The 18,135-nt window shown below is 35.0% G+C and carries 13 protein-coding genes and 7 pseudogenes; 15 read left to right on the top strand and 5 right to left on the bottom strand.

Going from position 1 to position 18,135, the window contains the following annotated elements; genetic code table 11:
• The first annotated feature begins 28 nt into the window (after positions 1-28).
• From C5470_RS08315 to C5470_RS08270, 11 genes and pseudogenes are all read left to right on the top strand, one after another.
• Positions 29-1,084 (top strand): hypothetical protein, encoded by a 1,056-nt coding sequence (locus tag C5470_RS08315; protein ID WP_166287645.1) that lies wholly within the window; start codon positions 29-31, stop codon positions 1,082-1,084.
• Between the two features lie 58 nt (positions 1,085-1,142).
• Positions 1,143-2,285, top strand: coding sequence for a glycosyltransferase (locus C5470_RS08310; RefSeq protein WP_166287642.1), 1,143 nt, complete (start codon positions 1,143-1,145; stop codon positions 2,283-2,285).
• Positions 2,286-2,714: 429 nt separating this feature from the next.
• A complete protein-coding gene (locus tag C5470_RS08305) occupies positions 2,715-3,788 on the top strand; it encodes a hypothetical protein (RefSeq protein ID WP_166287639.1) in 1,074 nt (357 codons plus the stop codon).
• 120 nt (positions 3,789-3,908) lie between these two features.
• Positions 3,909-4,612 (top strand): annotated as a pseudogene (locus C5470_RS22725) (IS30 family transposase); the annotation flags it as partial.
• A 251-nt stretch (positions 4,613-4,863) separates the two neighbouring features.
• A pseudogene (locus C5470_RS08300) lies at positions 4,864-5,889 on the top strand (IS110 family RNA-guided transposase).
• A 246-nt stretch (positions 5,890-6,135) separates the two neighbouring features.
• Positions 6,136-6,317 (top strand): annotated as a pseudogene (locus C5470_RS08295) (IS30 family transposase); the annotation flags it as partial.
• Positions 6,318-6,414: 97 nt separating this feature from the next.
• Complete coding sequence (locus tag C5470_RS08290) at positions 6,415-7,518, top strand: glycosyltransferase family 4 protein (RefSeq protein ID WP_166287636.1); 1,104 nt, start codon at positions 6,415-6,417, stop codon at positions 7,516-7,518.
• Between the two features lie 96 nt (positions 7,519-7,614).
• Positions 7,615-8,640, top strand: a pseudogene (locus C5470_RS08285) (IS630 family transposase).
• A gap of 356 nt (positions 8,641-8,996) precedes the next feature.
• On the top strand, positions 8,997-9,926 hold the full coding sequence (locus tag C5470_RS08280; protein WP_166287633.1) for a UDP-glucose 4-epimerase family protein: 930 nt from the start codon (positions 8,997-8,999) through the stop codon (positions 9,924-9,926).
• Complete coding sequence (locus C5470_RS08275; RefSeq protein ID WP_339916217.1) at positions 9,923-10,504, top strand: sugar transferase; 582 nt, start codon at positions 9,923-9,925, stop codon at positions 10,502-10,504. The genes C5470_RS08280 and C5470_RS08275 overlap by 4 nt, the downstream gene beginning before the upstream one ends.
• A 93-nt stretch (positions 10,505-10,597) precedes the next feature.
• The gene (locus C5470_RS08270) at positions 10,598-12,559 is read left to right on the top strand and encodes a polysaccharide biosynthesis protein (RefSeq protein WP_166287630.1); all 1,962 of its coding nucleotides are present in this window, start codon (positions 10,598-10,600) and stop codon (positions 12,557-12,559) included.
• Between the two features lie 306 nt (positions 12,560-12,865).
• On the opposite strand, the pseudogene C5470_RS08265 reads toward C5470_RS08270, so the two are convergent.
• Positions 12,866-13,429 (bottom strand): annotated as a pseudogene (locus C5470_RS08265) (IS630 family transposase); the annotation flags it as partial.
• On the opposite strand from C5470_RS08265, the pseudogene C5470_RS08260 reads away from it, so the two are divergent.
• Positions 13,430-13,597, top strand: a pseudogene (locus C5470_RS08260) (IS110 family transposase); the annotation flags it as partial. It lies immediately after the preceding pseudogene.
• A 270-nt stretch (positions 13,598-13,867) separates the two neighbouring features.
• Here the strand turns inward: C5470_RS08260 and C5470_RS08255 are convergent.
• Positions 13,868-14,260, bottom strand: a pseudogene (locus C5470_RS08255) (helix-turn-helix domain-containing protein); the annotation flags it as partial.
• 471 nt (positions 14,261-14,731) lie between these two features.
• On the opposite strand from C5470_RS08255, the gene C5470_RS08250 reads away from it, so the two are divergent.
• Positions 14,732-15,673, top strand: a complete 942-nt coding sequence (locus tag C5470_RS08250; protein ID WP_166287627.1) for a GNAT family N-acetyltransferase — start codon at positions 14,732-14,734, stop codon at positions 15,671-15,673.
• A 212-nt stretch (positions 15,674-15,885) separates the two neighbouring features.
• On the top strand, positions 15,886-16,905 hold the full coding sequence (gene galE, locus C5470_RS08245) for a UDP-glucose 4-epimerase GalE (protein ID WP_166287624.1): 1,020 nt from the start codon (positions 15,886-15,888) through the stop codon (positions 16,903-16,905).
• Positions 16,906-16,947: 42 nt separating this feature from the next.
• Here the strand turns inward: galE and C5470_RS23390 are convergent, their stop codons facing one another.
• Genes C5470_RS23390 through C5470_RS08235 form a run of 3 tightly spaced genes read right to left on the bottom strand, consistent with a single transcriptional unit; the run spans position 16,948 to position 17,462 of the window.
• The gene (locus C5470_RS23390; protein WP_339916250.1) at positions 16,948-17,055 is read right to left on the bottom strand and encodes a type II toxin-antitoxin system YafQ family toxin; all 108 of its coding nucleotides are present in this window, start codon (positions 17,053-17,055) and stop codon (positions 16,948-16,950) included.
• A gap of 11 nt (positions 17,056-17,066) precedes the next feature.
• Complete coding sequence (locus tag C5470_RS23385) at positions 17,067-17,198, bottom strand: hypothetical protein (RefSeq protein ID WP_339916215.1); 132 nt, start codon at positions 17,196-17,198, stop codon at positions 17,067-17,069.
• A 3-nt stretch (positions 17,199-17,201) separates the two neighbouring features.
• Positions 17,202-17,462, bottom strand: coding sequence for a type II toxin-antitoxin system RelB/DinJ family antitoxin (locus C5470_RS08235; RefSeq protein ID WP_166287621.1), 261 nt, complete (start codon positions 17,460-17,462; stop codon positions 17,202-17,204).
• A 177-nt stretch (positions 17,463-17,639) separates the two neighbouring features.
• On the opposite strand from C5470_RS08235, the gene trmL reads away from it, so the two are divergent.
• Positions 17,640-18,128 (top strand): tRNA (uridine(34)/cytosine(34)/5-carboxymethylaminomethyluridine(34)-2'-O)-methyltransferase TrmL, encoded by a 489-nt coding sequence (gene trmL, locus C5470_RS08230; protein ID WP_166287619.1) that lies wholly within the window; start codon positions 17,640-17,642, stop codon positions 18,126-18,128.
• The last annotated feature ends 7 nt before the right edge of the window (positions 18,129-18,135 follow it).

Raw genomic sequence — 18,135 nt, 5'->3', positions numbered from 1 at the left:
ATTACATTTTTAATTAGGAAAACTTAAAATGAAAATATTAATTTATGGAGAATATAGTGGTTATGGTCGCTCACTAGCAAAAGGCTTTAATGAGTTAGGTATGAACGCATTCGTTTTTAGTTTCATGGGTGATGGATGGAAATCCATTGATGGTGACATAAAATTATATGAAGGTAATAAGCTTTATAAATTACTTCAACTAATAAAGATAATCCCTAACATACTATCTCATAATTATATAATTATAATGAACCCATCCTTTTTTAATTTTAAATATCTCGGTCCATTAATACTTTTTCTAATAAAGATGAAATCAATAAAAACTCTCTTATTATGTGCAGGTGATGACGTCGAGTTTATCAAACAGGGTAAAAAGGGTAGTTTAAAACCCTGGCCATATATGGATATACCTTTATCTAAATCTAAGAATTCTCTATTTCAACGAAAAAGAGATAAGTTTATAAATATCCTAGTTGCAAAATCTGTGAATAAGATAGTTCCAGTAATGTATGATTATGCGGAAGCATGGAGATTATCAGACTTTTCAGAAAAAGTAGTTGATACTATACCGTTATCTTGTGATGGCGATTACAAGAATGAAATAAAGAAAACTGGAGATAAAATTGTAATAATGCATGGTATAAATAGAGAAGAATTTAAAGGGACAAAAGTAATTAAAAAAGCTTTAGAAAGAATAAAAAATGAATTCAATGACCTAGTTGAGATTATATATCCAGAAAGATTACCGCTGTCAGAATATTTGATATTAATGGACAACGTGGATATAGCAATTGATCAAACAAAATCCAACTCATATGGAATGAACGCTATCTATAGCATGCTAAAAGGCCATATCGTCATGGCACCATCAACAAAAAATTGTATGGAGGAATTTAATTTAAAATCCAGTCCTATAATTCCTATTATACATGATTCTGAAGATATATATATCAAAGTAAAGGAATTAGTTATGAATAAAGATAAATTAGATAATTTAAAAATACAAACAAGAAACTATGCTTTAGCTTTACACCATCCTAGAATTATCGCAGAGAAATTTATGGAATTATTTAAAAACATTTAACTTTATAAAAAAATAGTACAAATTAAATTTTAATAGTATCAAAAACTGATGAAATTATATGAATCAAAAACTCTGCTTTGTGATAAGAAGTTTTTCAGGTGGTGGGATAGAAACTGTAACAACTAATTTAGCTAATTCGTTAGCAAAAAGAGGACACAATATTACTATTATTGTACTATTGCCTGATGATGAAAAATGTTATAAACCTTATATATCAGATAAAGTAGAAATAATATATGATATTAATTACTATAATAACAAAAATATTTTTTTACTATCTAAAATAACGAACAAATTATTTCCTCTTGTAGGTAGTTATATATTTTCGAATAAATTTAGTAAATCATTTGATAATTTCATCCTAGAAATAGAAGAAAAAAATGGAAAATTTAATAAGATTTATCTTTGTGGATTCGGTGTATATACAATACTATTCAAAACAAAAATAAAAAACATCGTCTTTCAATGCCACAATACTAATAGTAGATTATTATGTAAATATCACTTTAATAAATTAACACTATATATTTTTAGGAAAATTTTAAATAATAAAAATATATCTGCAGTATCAAAAGGCATTGCTGACGACCTAGTCAATCAACTTAATATAAAACCAAAAAAAATAGGTGTGATATATAATTTACTTGATGCTGATAAAATAAAGAAATTATCTTTAAGTGAAAATAAAATAATACAAAAACCCTATATAATTCATGTTGGGCGATTTGCAAAAGAAAAAAGACATGATTTACTTATTGAAGCATATGATGCTATTAAAACTGAACCAAAACCACAATTATTATTATTAGGATCAGGACCTGAAGAATATAAAATCAGAAAAATTGTCTTAAAGAAACAACTTAAAGATAATATAATTTTTGGTGGCATGGTAAAAAACCCATACCCAATGATTAAAGATGCACTTGCTTTAGTATTATGTTCAGATTATGAAGGGTTACCAACAGTAATTTTAGAGTCAATAATATTAAATACATATGTCATATCAACTAATTGTAAATCAGGGCCTTTAGAGATGATAATAAATAATAACATTGGGAAACTAATTCCACTAAATAGCACTCTGGAGCTATCAACAGAAATTGATAAAATCTGCAATCTAACCATAAAACGTCCTCCATCAGAACTCCCACATGAATTTACTATGGATTACATTATTAATAAACATTTAAGTGAGTTATGATGTCTGATTTTTTTGATAGAACTTCTTCTATAGTTTTCATTTATCCTTTTTTATTATTTTTCATGATATTTCCAATATCTACTGATTTTAATCTTAATAATCTAAATAGTTACTTAATCAGATATACTTAGTACTATAGCCGTAGAAACTGAAGATCTGCGTTTTTTCTGATGCTCACAAACACGAAGAAACCGTATGACTCAAAGTTTCTTGTATTGTTTTGTTAAGACGCCTGTAATATTAGAATTCATCTCATTAGCACTATTTTACTTGCCATTTTAACTTGAAATCCTCATGTACTACATAATATGTACTCTCCAGTTTCTTGTGCGCTGTCCGTGTTCAAACTGTCTACAGAGATTACTCTTATTTTAATTTCTAAATATTTATACTAAAACCCTTAACTATCTACCTTTATAGGCAAAAATATTGATTATTTTATTTTCAGAAAATGAAAGTTACTATAGAGAAATCGGCCTAAAAGATTTACCAAGAATCACTTATATTTTTAACGGCATGAAATTTTATAAAAAAAAATTAAATTTTTTTTATAAGTTTGATTTATTTGTATGTGCCTTTTATACAATGCCTCACAACATTATCTTATCATTAAAATTCAATGAATTAAAAAAAAATACAATACTATGTTCCGATGGTATTTTCGAATTCTCAAATTCATTGAATAACCCAATGATTAAAAAATATGATTTGCAACTTTTTCATCCTATAATTCAAGATTATTTTATTTGCGTTGGTGAAAAAGAGAGAAAATATTTTAATCATAATGTTGAAACATTAAAATTCATTCCCTATCGTATGTTAAAAGAAAAAAATATTATAGAATTACCACACTCAAGAAAAATATTAATTACAACTGCCAATTCTGCATATTTTTCAAATAATGAATTTGATAAGTTAAAACATATCCTACTAGAAATTACTTCAAATATTCTAAAAGAAAAAATAGATTTCTCTTTTAGAATATTTGACAAAAAAATATTACAGTTTTTATCAAGTAGCTTAGATATAGAAATAGAAAATGATATATCTGATAACTTTGAGAACACACTTAGTCGTTACTCTAGCATAATAACTACTCCTAGTAGTATATCTATCACATCAATGTATCATCAACGGAGTGTCGCTATACTAATATATCGTGATGTTCCTACATATCCTCAATCAGGCTGGATCATACCATCGATAGATGTCTTTAAAGATAGCTTAGAGGAGTTTATAAATTTAGACTCAAACAGAATAGAAATGCAAAATAATATTTTAAAAGGGTATTTATGTGACAATGGATTAACAGAACATCTAGAAGAAATATCCAACCATATAAAAGAAAAAAAACAAAATGATATAAATAATTATATAAATAAAAACTTATACAACATGCTTAACTCCAGTTTTAATTTTAATATTGAATGGTTTATTAGAAAGTCATATTTTAAGATAAAAAATCTAAGTTTTATAAAAAAAATACGAATCCATATTAAATGAACAATAAAAAATATTATGTAGATTCGACTAATTAAGTACAATTTTTCAGAGGGGCGGTCAGTTGCTATAATCGATATTTTTCTCTCCAAAGGAAAATGCATTATGGCCTATAAATAACCGACCGAAGCAGATAGACACCAGGTTTCCAGTTTAAAAAAGCCAGTTTTTCACAACATTTCATTACTGAGTCACTTAATCGAAGCCCATCAACCATCAGCAGACAAAAAAATATTGCCGAAACAGTCCTATCTTCTGGGACTGTTCGTCGTTATTGCTCGAATAAAGCGATAAAAAATAAAAGAAATGGGTAGGTTAATTTGTCAGAATTTAAATCCCGAATAAATAGTTGATTATCTGAAGGAACATAAAAGGATGTCTTTCCATTATGAGACCATTTATAGATTGTATTTATAAAGATAAAACAGAAGGAAGTGATTTATGACAACATCTCAGAACTGCCAGTAAACCTTATCGTAAACAATATAGCTATTATAAAAGAAGAAGAAAAATTAAAAAAAGTCGGTATTAATGAACAGTCCGGAACTCGTTGATAAAAAAGCACGTATTGGTGTTTAGAAAGGTGACACAATAATTGGAATAAATAAAATAGTGTATTATTAACACTAGTTAAACGTAAGACACTATATACAATGGTAATTAAACTTAACAGAAAGCAGGCATCGGAAGTGACGGAAGCAACTGTTAAAGCTTTATTTCCATTAAAACAGAGAGTCAAGACGATTACTTTTAATAATGGTTTAAAATTTTCGTATCATGAAGTTATCAGGAAAGAATTAGACACAGAAATTTACTTTGCTAATCCTTAATACTCCCTAAATAGCGTTCCATAATACCGGTACACCTATGCACTTTGTTTTCTTCATTAAACAATATTGGCTCTATAGCCTATCTTACTGTTTCTACAGGCCGTTTAGATGAAAAGGCTGTATGTCTTGGTACACAAGGGCTGGTTGGAAGTAAAGCATAATTATGAAATAATGAAATGGACACCCTCCCCAAAACGGCTTCAGTGAGCCATGCTGAATACATCAGCAAAAATATGAAGAGGTGTCCAATGGAACAAGTTATCGGAATTGATCTGGCAAAGCGCGTGTTTCAATTACATATTGCCTCCCCGCTTGGAAAAATGATTAAAAATACTGTGGTCTCACGCGATAAACTGATAGCTTTCATTGCGCAACAACCCCCTTCAAAAATCGTGATGGAGGCGTGTGGCAGCGCAAATTACTGGAGTCGCCAATTTAAACGATTTGACCATGAGGTGAAACAAATCAGCCCCCAATATGTCACCCCATTTAGAATGGGCAGCAAAAATGATAAAAATGATGCCGTGGCTATTGTGGCAGCAGACAGTCGTCCAGGGATGCGTTATGTTCCGGAAAAAACGCAGGAACAACAGGATATTCAGTGTTTGCATCGGATTCGCCAGCGGCTAATGAAAAACAGAACGGCGCTGATTAATCAAATACGGGGATTGGGCTTAGAATATGGCATTGCCATGCCTGAAAGCGCCCACAAGGTTGAACAATGTTTGCCTGAGCATCTGGAAAACGCGGAAAATGACCTGACGCCAATAAGCCGTGAACTGTTTCAGGAACTCTTGTTTGAACTCAAAGAACAGCAGCAGCGTCTGAAGGTGCTGGATAAACGCCTCGACCACCTGAATGCGCAACAAGAAGATATCGGCCGGTTACTGACACTGCACCGGGTATCGGCCCACTGGGGGCATCAGCTCTGATGATAGCCTTGGGCGACAGCACGGGCTTCAAAAATGGCCCGCATTTTGCTAGCTATCTGGGGCTGGTGCCAAAAGAGCATAGCAGTGGAGGCAAAGTCAGGTTATTGGGTATCACAAAACGCGGAGATAACTATTTGCGGGGAATACTGATCCACGGTGCCCGCTCAGTGGTTTATCGGGTGCAAAAGCTCCCTGACGAACGATGTAATGGATTACAACGCGGGTTAAAAGGCGTGATAGCCCGCAGCGGGCTCAATAAAAGCGGCCGTTGCACTGGCGAATAAAAATGCCCGAATAGCCTGGGCTCTGGTCAACCAACAATCGAGTTATGAAGCACGATGAGTTACCCATGATATAGACGATGAATTGATGTAGTAGAAGTCCTTAAGTAGATGTATTGACAGGTAGTACCGACTCTCTGTGAACCGGGTAAATAACTCAGTCTATCGAGACTGTTGAAATAATGAGGGCAGAGAGTGCGGATTTTCATCAGGACTCATTGAAGCCGAATATATGTTTGCGACTACATTGTCAAAAAAAATTTACTCACCTACTTGAATTAAGTCGGTGTCCATATAACTTATTTAGGAAAGAGGGATAAATGAAAATATAAATGGCCTAATCAGATAATACCTTCCCAAAGAGACATACCTTAATAAAATTTCAAACTGAGAAATATATTTTTTAAACAGACCAAATAATAACCTACAAAAACACAGGATGGCAAAACGCCCAATGAATTATCTAAAGGGATACGAACCTGTTTACTCACAGCCTATTTATGTTGCACTTACTATGCAAAACCACCAGTTGTATTTAAATCTACACTAGATAAACCCAAATCTTATTCTTATTGAGATTCCAAACATGAAGATAATTTTTATTATAACAAAAGCAGATGAAATAGGTGGAGCACAAATACATGTTAGAGATATAGCTTTCAAAATGAAAAAAGATAAACATTATGTCAAAGTCATTGTCGGAGAGCACGGTGCTTTAGTTAATGAGTTACATAGAGCAGATATAAAAACGTATATTTTACCTGAGTTAGTTAGAAATATCTCTCCTATAAAAGATTTAATATGCATTTACAAAATAAGAAAGATAATAAATACAATATCTCCTGACATTATTGCATTACACTCTTCCAAAGCAGGGATTATTGGACGCGCCGCTTTACTATTCAAAAGAATACCAGTAACATTCACTGCACATGGATGGTCTTTTGCAGATGGTGTTGATAAGAAAAGAAAAATATTTTATATTTTAATCGAGAAAATTTTCTCTAATTTTACAAACAAAATCATAACAGTATCTCAGCAAGATAAAGATATTGCTATCAAATATAAAGTAGCAGATGAAAAAAGGCAAGTTGTTATACATAATGGAATTCCTGATTTTATAGGTAATAAAAGGAGGAAAAATAATAATATCATTAATCTTGTTTCTATAGCTCGCTTCTCAGAACAAAAAGATCATATTAGTTTATTTAAGGCTTTATCTGGAATAAAAAATAAAAGATGGCACTTGGATCTGATTGGAAAAGGCCCTTTATTAGAAGAAATGATAAAGTTATCCAAACATTTAGGTATAAGTGAAAACGTTTCTTTCCTAGGAGAAAGAGGTGATATTAATAATCTATTATCAGATCAAGATATTTTCTTATTAATTTCAAACTGGGAAGGATTACCAATAAGCATAATAGAAGCAATGCGACAATCATTACCAGTTCTAGCATCAAATGTTGGTGGTGTTAGTGAGTTAGTTGATGATGGCACTACTGGCTATTTAGTACAAAGAAAAAACTCAGACGAAATAAAAGACAAACTCGAACTACTAATGGAAGACAAAACTCTCAGAGACTTTATGGGAAATAATGGACGAAAAAAATATAAGAATCAGTTTACTTTTAACCAAATGTACAATAAAACATTATCTCTTTACGAAAAACTAATTAAAGAGAAAGTTTAAGAACCACTCTTATCTATGCTTCAAAGTTTATTTTTATATACCCGTAATCATTGAAGATGCTTGATTTTATCCGAAATGGAGATCATTATTCTCGCTATAAAAATATTTATCACATCAGAACAAAAAATCAAACTTGAACGTCTTCACGACACAACTCGTGATGGCAAAGTACGTGATAGAATAAAAACCATCCTTCTTGCTTCTGAAGAGGGGAGTTCTGTGATGATAGCCCAGGCATTGCGACTCCATCAGACCACCGTTGACCGCCATATAGGTGATGACCTCAATCAGGGTAAACTTAAATCTGATAATGGGGGGTCTGATAGTTTACTTTATCGAGAACAAACTAATTTTTTAATCAACCACTTATCTCAAAATCTTTTCCATCACACACATGAAATCGTGGCCTATGTTGCTCAGCTCTGGAATATGACCTTTAGCATTCCAGGCATGAATAAATGGCTACACCGTCAGGAGTTTTCTTATAAAAAACCGTGTGGTGTCCCTCATAAATTTGATGCAGAAAAACAGATACAATTTATTGAATATTATGAAAATCTTAAAGTCACAGCGAAAGACGAACCCATCCTCTTTCTTGACGCGGTTTACCCGACTCAAGGCACTAAACTCGGTTATGGTTGGATGCGAAAAGGCGAGAAAAAAACAGTCAAAACAACAGGAAGCCGAACTCGCCTGAATATATTGAGTGCACTCAACCTGAATGCCATTGGTCGTACGGTGTTCCAGGAATATCAAACCATCAATGATGACAACATTTGCCATTTTTTCAATGAAATAAGAAGGTCTTATCCTAACTATCATCAAAAAATTCATCTTATTGTGGATGGGGCGGGTTACAACAAAGCTCATCTTGTAAAGGAATGGGCTTATGTTAGCAATATTGAGTGACATTACCTTCCCCCATACAGCCCAAATTTAAACCCGATAGAGCGATTATGGAAGGTCATGAATGAACATGTTTGAAATAACCGTTATTTCGCTGATAAACATGAATTTCGAGACAAAGTATTCAAATTTTTCACCACAACGCTACCTGATATAGCAGACTCGCTGATGTCTAGAATTAACGACCATTTTCAGGTGCTAAAAACTGCATCTTAAAGTTTCTTAGGTATATATCCTAATGTAGAAAATAGCTACATCCATAAATAGTCCCCCTAAGGTTGATAATACTGACTAGCAAACCAGTAAAATTCTATCAGAATAATATTCCTGATGTGGATAAGAAATCGCTACATACTAAGTATCCAACTAAGGAAAAAACCGTGAGTTCTATTTGATTAACTAGTTATTATCAAAAATAGTAAAAAAACCACTTCATAAATACTTAGAAAATATCTCCAATATTAGTCTGATCCTTCCAAAACCAGTAACATATTTGGCTAATAAATAATAATCAATGAATTTTTGGGAATGGTTAATAAATATCTAAAGATATATAGGAAAGAGCTATAATAATGATTCTTTTAACTGGTGGTACAGGGTTTGTTGGTAGTTCAGTGCTTGATAAACTATCAGGGAACTTAGTTAGGACCTTTGGCCGTACTAATCCAACTAATCAATTATCTGATTTTTTCAGTGGTTCCATTGATACCAGAACAGATTATTCATTAGCACTTAAAGGAGTTAAAGTCATTATCCATTCTGCTGCCCGAGTCCATATAACGAATGATTCTTCATTAGACCCATTAGCAGCATATAGAGAAATCAATACAGAAGGTACACTGAATTTAGCTCGCCAGGCAGCACAAGCCGGGGTTAATAGATTTATTTTCATCAGTACTATTGGTGTGAACGGTGGAAGAACTATTGATAACCCTTTCAGAATATCAGATCCACCATTACCATGGGATTTCTATTCACAATCAAAATATGAAGCTGAAGTTGGGTTATGGGATATACAGGCAACAACAGGTATGGAAATCGTTATCATTAGACCACCACTTGTCTACGGTCCCAATGCCCCTGGGAATTTTGAGAAACTTGTAAATGCTGTAGCTACTGAACACTGGTTACCATTAGGAGCTATTCACAATAAGCGTAGCTTTGTTGCACTGGATAACCTAGTTGATCTTATTATTACCTGTATCGATCACCCTAATGCAGCAAACCAGACATTCCTGATTAGTGATGATCAAGATATATCCACCACAGAATTTTTGAAAAAAATAGCTGATGCTTTAGATAAATCACCTAGACTGATTCCTATACCAATGAGTTTTATCCGTTTCGCTGCTGGGATAGTTGGGAAAAAATCAGTCGCTCAACGTTTGTGTGATTCTTTACAAATAGATATTTCCCACACAAAACATACTTTAAATTGGGTACCTCCTGTCACAATGGAACAGCAGTTAATTAAAACTGCAACTGTACAATTCAACAAATGACTTTAAATATTTCTATGACTAGTTTTATTATTCGTATATTAGATATTCTTTTATCTCTAATAGGTTTAATCTGTGCATCTCCTATCCTAATAAGTTTAATAATTATTGGGTATTTCGATACTGGCTCTCCTCTATTTTACCAAATAAGAGTAGGCAGGAATCTCACACCATTTACTCTAGTTAAGTTTCGCACTATGAGAACTAATACTGCTTCTGTTGCAAGCCATTTAGTTGATGCATCATCTATTACTAAATTTGGTAGTTTCTTACGTAGAAGTAAATTAGATGAGCTACCACAATTATGGAATGTGTTAAAAGGAGAAATGAGTCTCGTTGGTCCCCGTCCTTGCCTTTTTAATCAAGAAGAATTAATTATTGAACGGAGTCAACGTAGCATATTTGATGTAAGACCAGGAATCACGGGTCTATCACAGATAAATACTATAGATATGTCCACACCAAAACTATTGGCTGAAACAGATGCTCATATGATTAACTCACTCACATTAATTGATTATTTTAGATACATTATACAAACAGTTGTTGGTAAAGGTTCTGGCGATAGAGTCAAGAATTAATATTCAGTATTTTTAACAAAATCTTTTAATTCTATTACTATCCAGAACAACAATATTAGTTTCAAATATGCAAATTAATGGGCATAGAATATAATGTTGATTTATTTTCTTAGGCTTCCACGAAGTCTAAAACGTATTATATCTGTTTTTATAGATACAATACTATTAGGAATAGCCTTTTGGGGGGGATATTGGGTACGACTCGATAACTCTACTCCTATAATAAGTTTATCCCACTGGGGATTACTATTAGTGTTGATCTCTATAACAATTCTGCTCTTTATTAAACTAGGGCTATATCATGCGATTTTACGCTATGTAGGGTTCAAGTTTTTATGGACTGTTGCACTAGGCACAATTTTATCTACTGTATTATTAGTAATGCTAGCCTTTTTTTCTAATATCTTTTTACCCCGTACTGTATCTATAATCTATTTCTCATTCGCTTTAATTCTGATTGGAGGTATAAGAGTTGTCTTTCGAATGTTAGTTAATAGAAGTAAAAATAACCGAATTCCTGTATTGATCTATGGTGCAGGATCATCAGGCCGACAATTACAATTAGCTCTCAACCAAGGGCAAGAGTATTTTCCTATCGCATTTGTTGACGATGATATAACCCTACATAAGACAACGATTCAAGGAATTAGTGTCTATCCTACTGAAAATATCGAAGAATTAATTCTTCGATTTAACATTAAGAAAATATTATTAGCAATACCTAGTGCACCTAGGTCAACACGTCAAAATGTTATCCACCGTTTAGAACATTTTCCGTGTAAAGTTCTCTCTATTCCAGGGATAACTGATTTAGTAAAAGGGAATGCATTTATCGATGAATTAAAAGAGGTTTCTATAGAAGATCTATTAGGACGTGATCCTGTAGAACCAATACCTGAGCTAATGAACGCTAATATAACGAATAAACATGTCATGGTAACAGGAGCTGGTGGCTCTATTGGTTCTGAACTATGCCGTCAAATATTACGCTGTAAACCTGCTAAGTTAGTATTGTTTGAATTATCTGAGTATAGCCTTTACGCAATTGATAAAGAGCTTAATGAACAATGTCATCGTGAAGATATTAAAACTAAGATTATACCTCTTCTAGGTTCAGTTCAGCATCAGTGTCGTTTAAGTGCTGCAATGGCTAGCTTCCAAATTCAAACTGTCTATCATGCAGCCGCTTATAAGCATGTTCCTTTAGTTGAATATAACGTAGTCGAAGGAATACGTAACAATATATTTGGTACTCTTTATAGTGCTCAAGCTGCTATAAAAGCGAATGTTGAAACCTTTGTTCTAATTTCAACGGATAAAGCAGTTCGTTCTACCAATACTATGGGAGCTACTAAGCGTTTGGCAGAATTGATTTTGCAAGCTTTAGCTGAAGCACAAAACCAAACCCGTTTCTGTATGGTTCGTTTTGGCAATGTATTGGGATCATCAGGTTCTGTTGTACCACTGTTTCGCAAGCAAATTCTGAAAGGTGGCCCTATCACTGTGACTCATCCTGATATTATCCGTTACTTTATGACAATTCCAGAGGCTTCCCAATTAGTAATTCAAGCTGGGGCAATGGGTACTGGAGGAGATGTCTTTGTACTTGATATGGGTAATCCTGTTAAGATCCTTGATTTAGCCCACCGTATGATTAGATTAAGTGGCCTAACATTGAAAAATAAACAACACCCAGAAGGAGATATAGAAGTAAAAGTTGTAGGACTCCGTCCCGGTGAAAAGCTATTTGAAGAATTATTAATTGGCGATGCAGTAAACAACACTGCTCACCCGCGTATTATGACCGCTCAAGAAAGCATGTTACCATGGTCAATATTGCGTGAGCTTTTAGTCGAGTTAGCAGATGCATGCCACAGTTCTGATCATGAGAAAATCCGCCAATTGCTATTAAAAGCACCGGCAGCATTCGCGCCAACAGATGGGATATGTGATCTAGTATGGAAAGCCAAACAAAATCTCGGTTATAATGTGACTCAAGTCAAAGAATATGATATTGAATTTCTTATAGCTGAATCACACATACCCTTTCATTAATCATTGAAATACCAGCTTTCATTAGGTATATTAATTATACTAAAAAATCTCTTAGAATGGTTCAAATAATAACTTTAATCATTTAAAGTGTTAACTGTATTGCCTTATGCACATTGTTATTAATAATTTATACAATTGATCCCAAAAGTCATCACACCGGATTTATCAACTGGCTGGAAATGTCAGAAATAAGTGGTACAACCAGTCGTTATGATACCTAAAACTGATCATTGAACAAATACCAAAAGATTTTGCAACGGTTAAACTCAAATTCACAATTACTAGTCTGAAATACGTTATACCCGCTTAACTTGAAGATGCAGGATTCAGAACCTGGAAGTTGTCATTAATACGGCACGACAGGTTCCCGGCAAGTTCCGGTAATATTTCCGTAAAAAAGTGATGTATTGCCTGCCTGAACAAAACCGTCGAGGCGAAGTAATGGTTATTTCTGACCTTTTCATTCATCACCTTCCACAGCCTTTCTATCGGGTTCAGATTCGGGCTGTAGGGCGGTAAGAAATGAAGATCAATATTCATCACATAAGCCCAGTCTTTTACCCACTCACTCCGGTGGTAACTGGCTCCGTCAAGGATAATATGGACCTTCTGACTGACCGGATAGGTTTCACGGATGGCAATGAAGAACTCCGCGATGTGATAACTGTCGATACTGTCATATTCGCGTACTACCGTTTTACTGATATCGGCCAGATTCAAGGCGCCCATCAGGTTCAGACGGGTACGGCTGCCCGTGGTTTTCACCGCAGTTTTCTGGCCTTTGCGCATCCAGCCATCAGCGAGTTTCGTCCCCTGCGTGGGATGGACACCATCAATGAACAGGATGGGCTCGTTGTCTCCGGCTTCCTTGCCAGGGTCTTTATGCAGCGGCTGGAGCATAATCCAGGGCGTCTGGCAGAGTGGGTGAACAGGCAGCTTGCCCGCCATCACTCGAACGTTGTGGCGTGCGCGCTGGCGAACAAACTGGCCCGAATAGCCTGGGCCGTTACGGCACATCAGACGGTGTTCATTAAATAAAAGAGCCAACGAAAAACGGCGTTAGCTCAGTAAGTTAAGCCGTTACCATCTGGTTTTGCGACGACAGATAATTGATGACATGAACGGCGTATCGGCCTGCTGATGAACCTGATATAAAAAATGGCGCTCTGAAGCCGAGAGGTTTTTAAGGTTCGGCAGGCACGGAACTCATCGTGGCGCGGGCATGATTGCTCACCAGACGCCGAATAGATTTACGCAAGCCCACCATACATCAAAATTTGTGTTGCAAAAACGGGGGTGACCATAGATTTTATAGCTGAAGCCATTGTGGTGCAGCCATTTATTCATGCCGGGAACGGTGTAACTGATATCCCATCGTTCTTCGACAAGACGGATAACAGCCTGTGTGGTGGGCAGAAGATTCGCGGTCAGATAAGCGATAAGTTCCTGAGTTTGTGTTTCGTTGAGATGGCTCTGAGAGCCGCCATTTTCAGGCTTCAGTTTGCGATGATTAAGGTAATCGCTGATATGACGATTAACCGTCGTTTCATGCAGACGCAGGGCCTGAGCGATCATGACTGAACTCCAGCCTTCAGAGGCCAGCAGAACCGCTTTGATACGATCACACTCCCTCTTATCACGGCAGGTGTGATGAAGGTGTTCGAGTTCGGCTTTTTGTTCATCGGTAATGAATATTTTCATGACGGATACGATGATCCTTATTTTAGGAAAAATCAAGCATTTTCAATGAGCACGGGTATAGTACTTATTCCATCTAGGATGACTAACAAGGACCCTAACGGTATTCCTAATAACTTGTTACCTTCCTTTTTCTCTAGGTCATGAAAAGCTTTAGTAAAACCTTACCCTCTCACATATTTTTTATAAGAACAAAAAAATAGAAATTCTAAAAGCTCATATTATTCAAAAAAACTATTTAGAAATAAATGGTCATATTGTTAATCTAGACAACTAAGTTGTTTAGATTAACAATATCTAAAGGTATCTTAAAAACATCTAAGATATTAATAAATGGTAAAAAAATTAAAGTCAATTGATTATTTTAAAAGGTCTGGGACACGATTATCTTAACATTTGAAATTAAAATAATATGATTAGATCAACAAACAAGACACTAATATTAGTGTCTTGTTTAAAAAAAGAGAATTTATAATGTTCAAAATAGAACCGCTAGATAAAAACCATTATGATAATTGGAATAGAGTTGTAATCAACTCTAAAAATGGAAATTTTCTATTCTTAATTGATTACTTTAAGTATCATGAAGTTAGATTCGAAGACGCATCTTTAATAATTTACAAAAAACAAATCCCTGTTGCAGTATTCCCTGCCAACACTGATAATGAGACCATATATAGCCATAATGGTCTCACTTACGGTGGACTAATCTATGGAAAAGAGCTTCATACAAAAGATATATTATCTATATTTGACCTAATAAAGGAGCATTATTTAAAAAATGGATGTAAGAAGATGATATACAAGTGCATCCCTGACGTGTTCAAAAAATACCCATCCAACGAAGACTTATATGCTTTATTTATAAATAAAGCTAAGTTAATCAGAAGAGACTTATCATCTGTAATAGAATTAGATAAACGTCCAAAACTATCTGATTCTCGGAAAAACGTCATAAGAAAAGCAGATAAAAATAATATACTTATCAGACCATCTGATGATTTCAGGTGTTTCCATGAGCTATTAAGCGGTGTGTTAGCAAAATTTAACGCTACGCCAATTCATTCCTCTGATGAAATGAAACTACTATCATCAAAATTTCCTGAAAATATAAAGCTTTATACAGCGCTAAAAGATGATTCTTTAATTGCAGGCTGTATAGTCTATGACTTTGGTCATATTGTTCATACACAATATTTAGCATCCAATGAAGTAGGAAGAAACACAGGAGCTTTGGATGCTATTCTAAATTCTTTGATAAATAATGTTTATCATGAGAAAAAATACTTTAGTTTCGGTATTTCTACCGAAAATTCTGGATATTATTTAAATGAAGGTCTGATTGCACAGAAAGAAGGATTTGGAGGAAGAGGCGTCACCCATGATTTTTATGAATGGGATTTTAATAACCGTTAATATAAAATCTATATGTTAAACACCCTCTTACTTAAACTTGAAACCCTGTCTAATATCGGTGATATTATTTATCTTTGTAACTAATACTGGCTTTCAGTTACTACATCTGTTTTAATCTCTACATTTTACTTGGGATGATAAAAAATTTTATATGGATGTGTTAGATTATCATGAATTTAAAAATAATTAATAAAGTACACAGGAATATTTAAATGCCAATCCTAATCACCGGAGGAGCCGGCTACATCGGCTCCCATACAGTATTAGCCCTTTTAGAAAAAGGAGCTGATGTTGTTGTTATCGATAATCTCTGCAACTCATCACCAGAATCTCTTCGCAGGATTGAAAAGATCACTGGCAAATCAGTGAAATTCTATCAAGGTGATGTACTTGATTTAGATTTACTGAATCAGATTTTCCAAGAAAATAACATTAAATCTGTGATTCATTTTGCAGGTTTAAAAGCGGTTGGTGAGTCAACCAGAAAGCCACTTGAATATTATCAGAACAATGTTACTGGTACTTTAGTTCTGTTGCAGGCTATGCGTGCTAATAGCGTACATCAATTGATTTTCAGCTCGTCCGCAACGGTTTATGGTGATCCTGAGTTTGTCCCGCTAACTGAAAATGCCAAAGTGGGTGGTACAACCAACCCTTATGGCACCTCCAAACTAATGATTGAGCAAATTCTAAAAGACTTTGCCGCAGCCGAGCCAAGTTTCAAAATCACCAGTCTAAGATATTTCAACCCTGTCGGTGCACACCCATCAGGTATGATTGGCGAAGATCCTAATGGTATCCCTAATAATCTGTTGCCTTATATTACTCAGGTTGCTGTTGGTCGTTTGGAATGTTTATCAGTCTATGGCAACGATTATCCAACCAAAGATGGTACTGGCGTCCGTGACTACATTCATGTGATGGATTTGGCTGAAGGTCATATTGCCGCTATTAACTATCTGGATAAACAACAATCCTATGAAGTTTTCAATTTAGGAACCGGGGCTGGTTATTCTGTACTGGAATTACTTCACGCTTTTGAAAAAGCCGCAGGTAAAGAGATTACATATAAAATTACAGACAGACGCCCTGGAGATATTGCCGAATGTTGGTCTGATCCATCCAGAGCCCGTGAAATTCTCGGCTGGCAAGCAACACGTAATATTGACGATATGATGCGTGATAGCTGGAACTGGCAGAAGAATAACCCCAATGGTTTTCGCTCTAATTAAGGTGTATGTCTACACTGTTTGATTCCTTAAAAGAAGTAAAATTCAGAACAAATCTGAATGACTACCTATTCGATATAGTTTCAATTCAGTATTTGTGCGCTGATAAATAAGCAAAATATCTGGCGCTCCGTGGCATTCAAGGTAGCCAATATATTGGCCTGCTAATGAATGTTCACGGTAACGCTCAAAGGCCCATCGATCTGCAAAAGCTCAATGGTTTGCAAGGCTTTTTTATTATTCGCATAACGTTTTGCATCTTTTTTAAAACGACTCTGGTAAACAATCTTTAACATTATTTACCATCCAAGATCACGCTTTAGTTCACCTATCGTATCGACTCGGTGAACACCTATGCCATTTTCCAGATCTCGAATAGCCTGTAATGTCTCCTGATTAATAAGTTGCAGCAACTCAGCAGGTAATTCTGGTTCAACAGCCAGACGATTAACCACCATACGAATTATAGTGGAAAGATTCAGCCCCATAGCTTTCGCATTGGCCATCGCCGCCGCTTTGGATTTAGGATTAACACGGGCACGTACAACAGTATCAGCCATAAGAAATCTCCCTCAATGTTTGTCTATATAATAGACATATTGTAGCCACAAGCAAATGAATGTGTCCAAGTGATGAGTAATTTCTGAAAGATGTTCCAACAGATAAACCAGAGATGAAATCCCCCTGCATCCCTACCCAATTTCTGCTAATCTGTGCCCCTCGTTTCTGGGGGGCATATGCTAAACATCGTCTTATTTGAACCTGAAATCCCGCCTAATACCGGTAATATTATTCGTCTTTGTGCCAATACTGGTTTTCAATTACATCTGATTCAGCCTCTGGGTTTTACCTGGGATGACAAACGGCTGCGTCGGGCTGGGCTGGATTATCATGAGTTTACCAATATCAAACAACATCATGATTATTATGCTTTTTCAGAAAGTGAAGGGTTAACAGGAGAATCTTCTGCCCGGCTGTTTGCACTCACCACGAAAGGAACACCGGCACATAGTGCGGTAAGTTATCAGGATGGGGATTATTTGATGTTCGGGCCAGAAACCAGAGGGTTACCACCTTATGTTCTGGATAATATGCCACAACAACAAAAAATCCGTATTCCAATGCTGGCAGACAGCCGAAGTATGAATCTTTCTAATTCAGTTGCTGTTGTGGTTTTTGAAGCCTGGCGGCAATTAGGTTATTCAGGTGCTTTATTGAAAGAGTAATTGCCAT

Source organism: Photorhabdus stackebrandtii, assembly GCF_011189495.1.
GTDB lineage: Bacteria > Pseudomonadota > Gammaproteobacteria > Enterobacterales > Enterobacteriaceae > Photorhabdus > Photorhabdus khanii.
Note: the sequence above shows the minus strand (reverse complement) of the source record. Positions and strands in the feature narration are given on the sequence as shown.

What these genes read in the sequence shown, in the direction of transcription:
- C5470_RS08270 (WP_166287630.1), top strand. Translation starts at nt 10,598, where the DNA reads ATGTTGATTTATTTTCTTAGGCTTCCACGAAGTCTAAAACGTATTATA.
- C5470_RS08235 (WP_166287621.1), bottom strand. Translation starts at nt 17,462, where the DNA reads ATGGCTGATACTGTTGTACGTGCCCGTGTTAATCCTAAATCCAAAGCG.
- C5470_RS08280 (WP_166287633.1), top strand. Translation starts at nt 8,997, where the DNA reads ATGATTCTTTTAACTGGTGGTACAGGGTTTGTTGGTAGTTCAGTGCTT.
- C5470_RS08315 (WP_166287645.1), top strand. Translation starts at nt 29, where the DNA reads ATGAAAATATTAATTTATGGAGAATATAGTGGTTATGGTCGCTCACTA.
- C5470_RS23385 (WP_339916215.1), bottom strand. Translation starts at nt 17,198, where the DNA reads ATGTTAAAGATTGTTTACCAGAGTCGTTTTAAAAAAGATGCAAAACGT.
- C5470_RS08310 (WP_166287642.1), top strand. Translation starts at nt 1,143, where the DNA reads ATGAATCAAAAACTCTGCTTTGTGATAAGAAGTTTTTCAGGTGGTGGG.
- C5470_RS08290 (WP_166287636.1), top strand. Translation starts at nt 6,415, where the DNA reads ATGAAGATAATTTTTATTATAACAAAAGCAGATGAAATAGGTGGAGCA.
- C5470_RS08250 (WP_166287627.1), top strand. Translation starts at nt 14,732, where the DNA reads ATGTTCAAAATAGAACCGCTAGATAAAAACCATTATGATAATTGGAAT.
- galE (WP_166287624.1), top strand. Translation starts at nt 15,886, where the DNA reads ATGCCAATCCTAATCACCGGAGGAGCCGGCTACATCGGCTCCCATACA.
- C5470_RS08275 (WP_339916217.1), top strand. Translation starts at nt 9,923, where the DNA reads ATGACTTTAAATATTTCTATGACTAGTTTTATTATTCGTATATTAGAT.
- trmL (WP_166287619.1), top strand. Translation starts at nt 17,640, where the DNA reads ATGCTAAACATCGTCTTATTTGAACCTGAAATCCCGCCTAATACCGGT.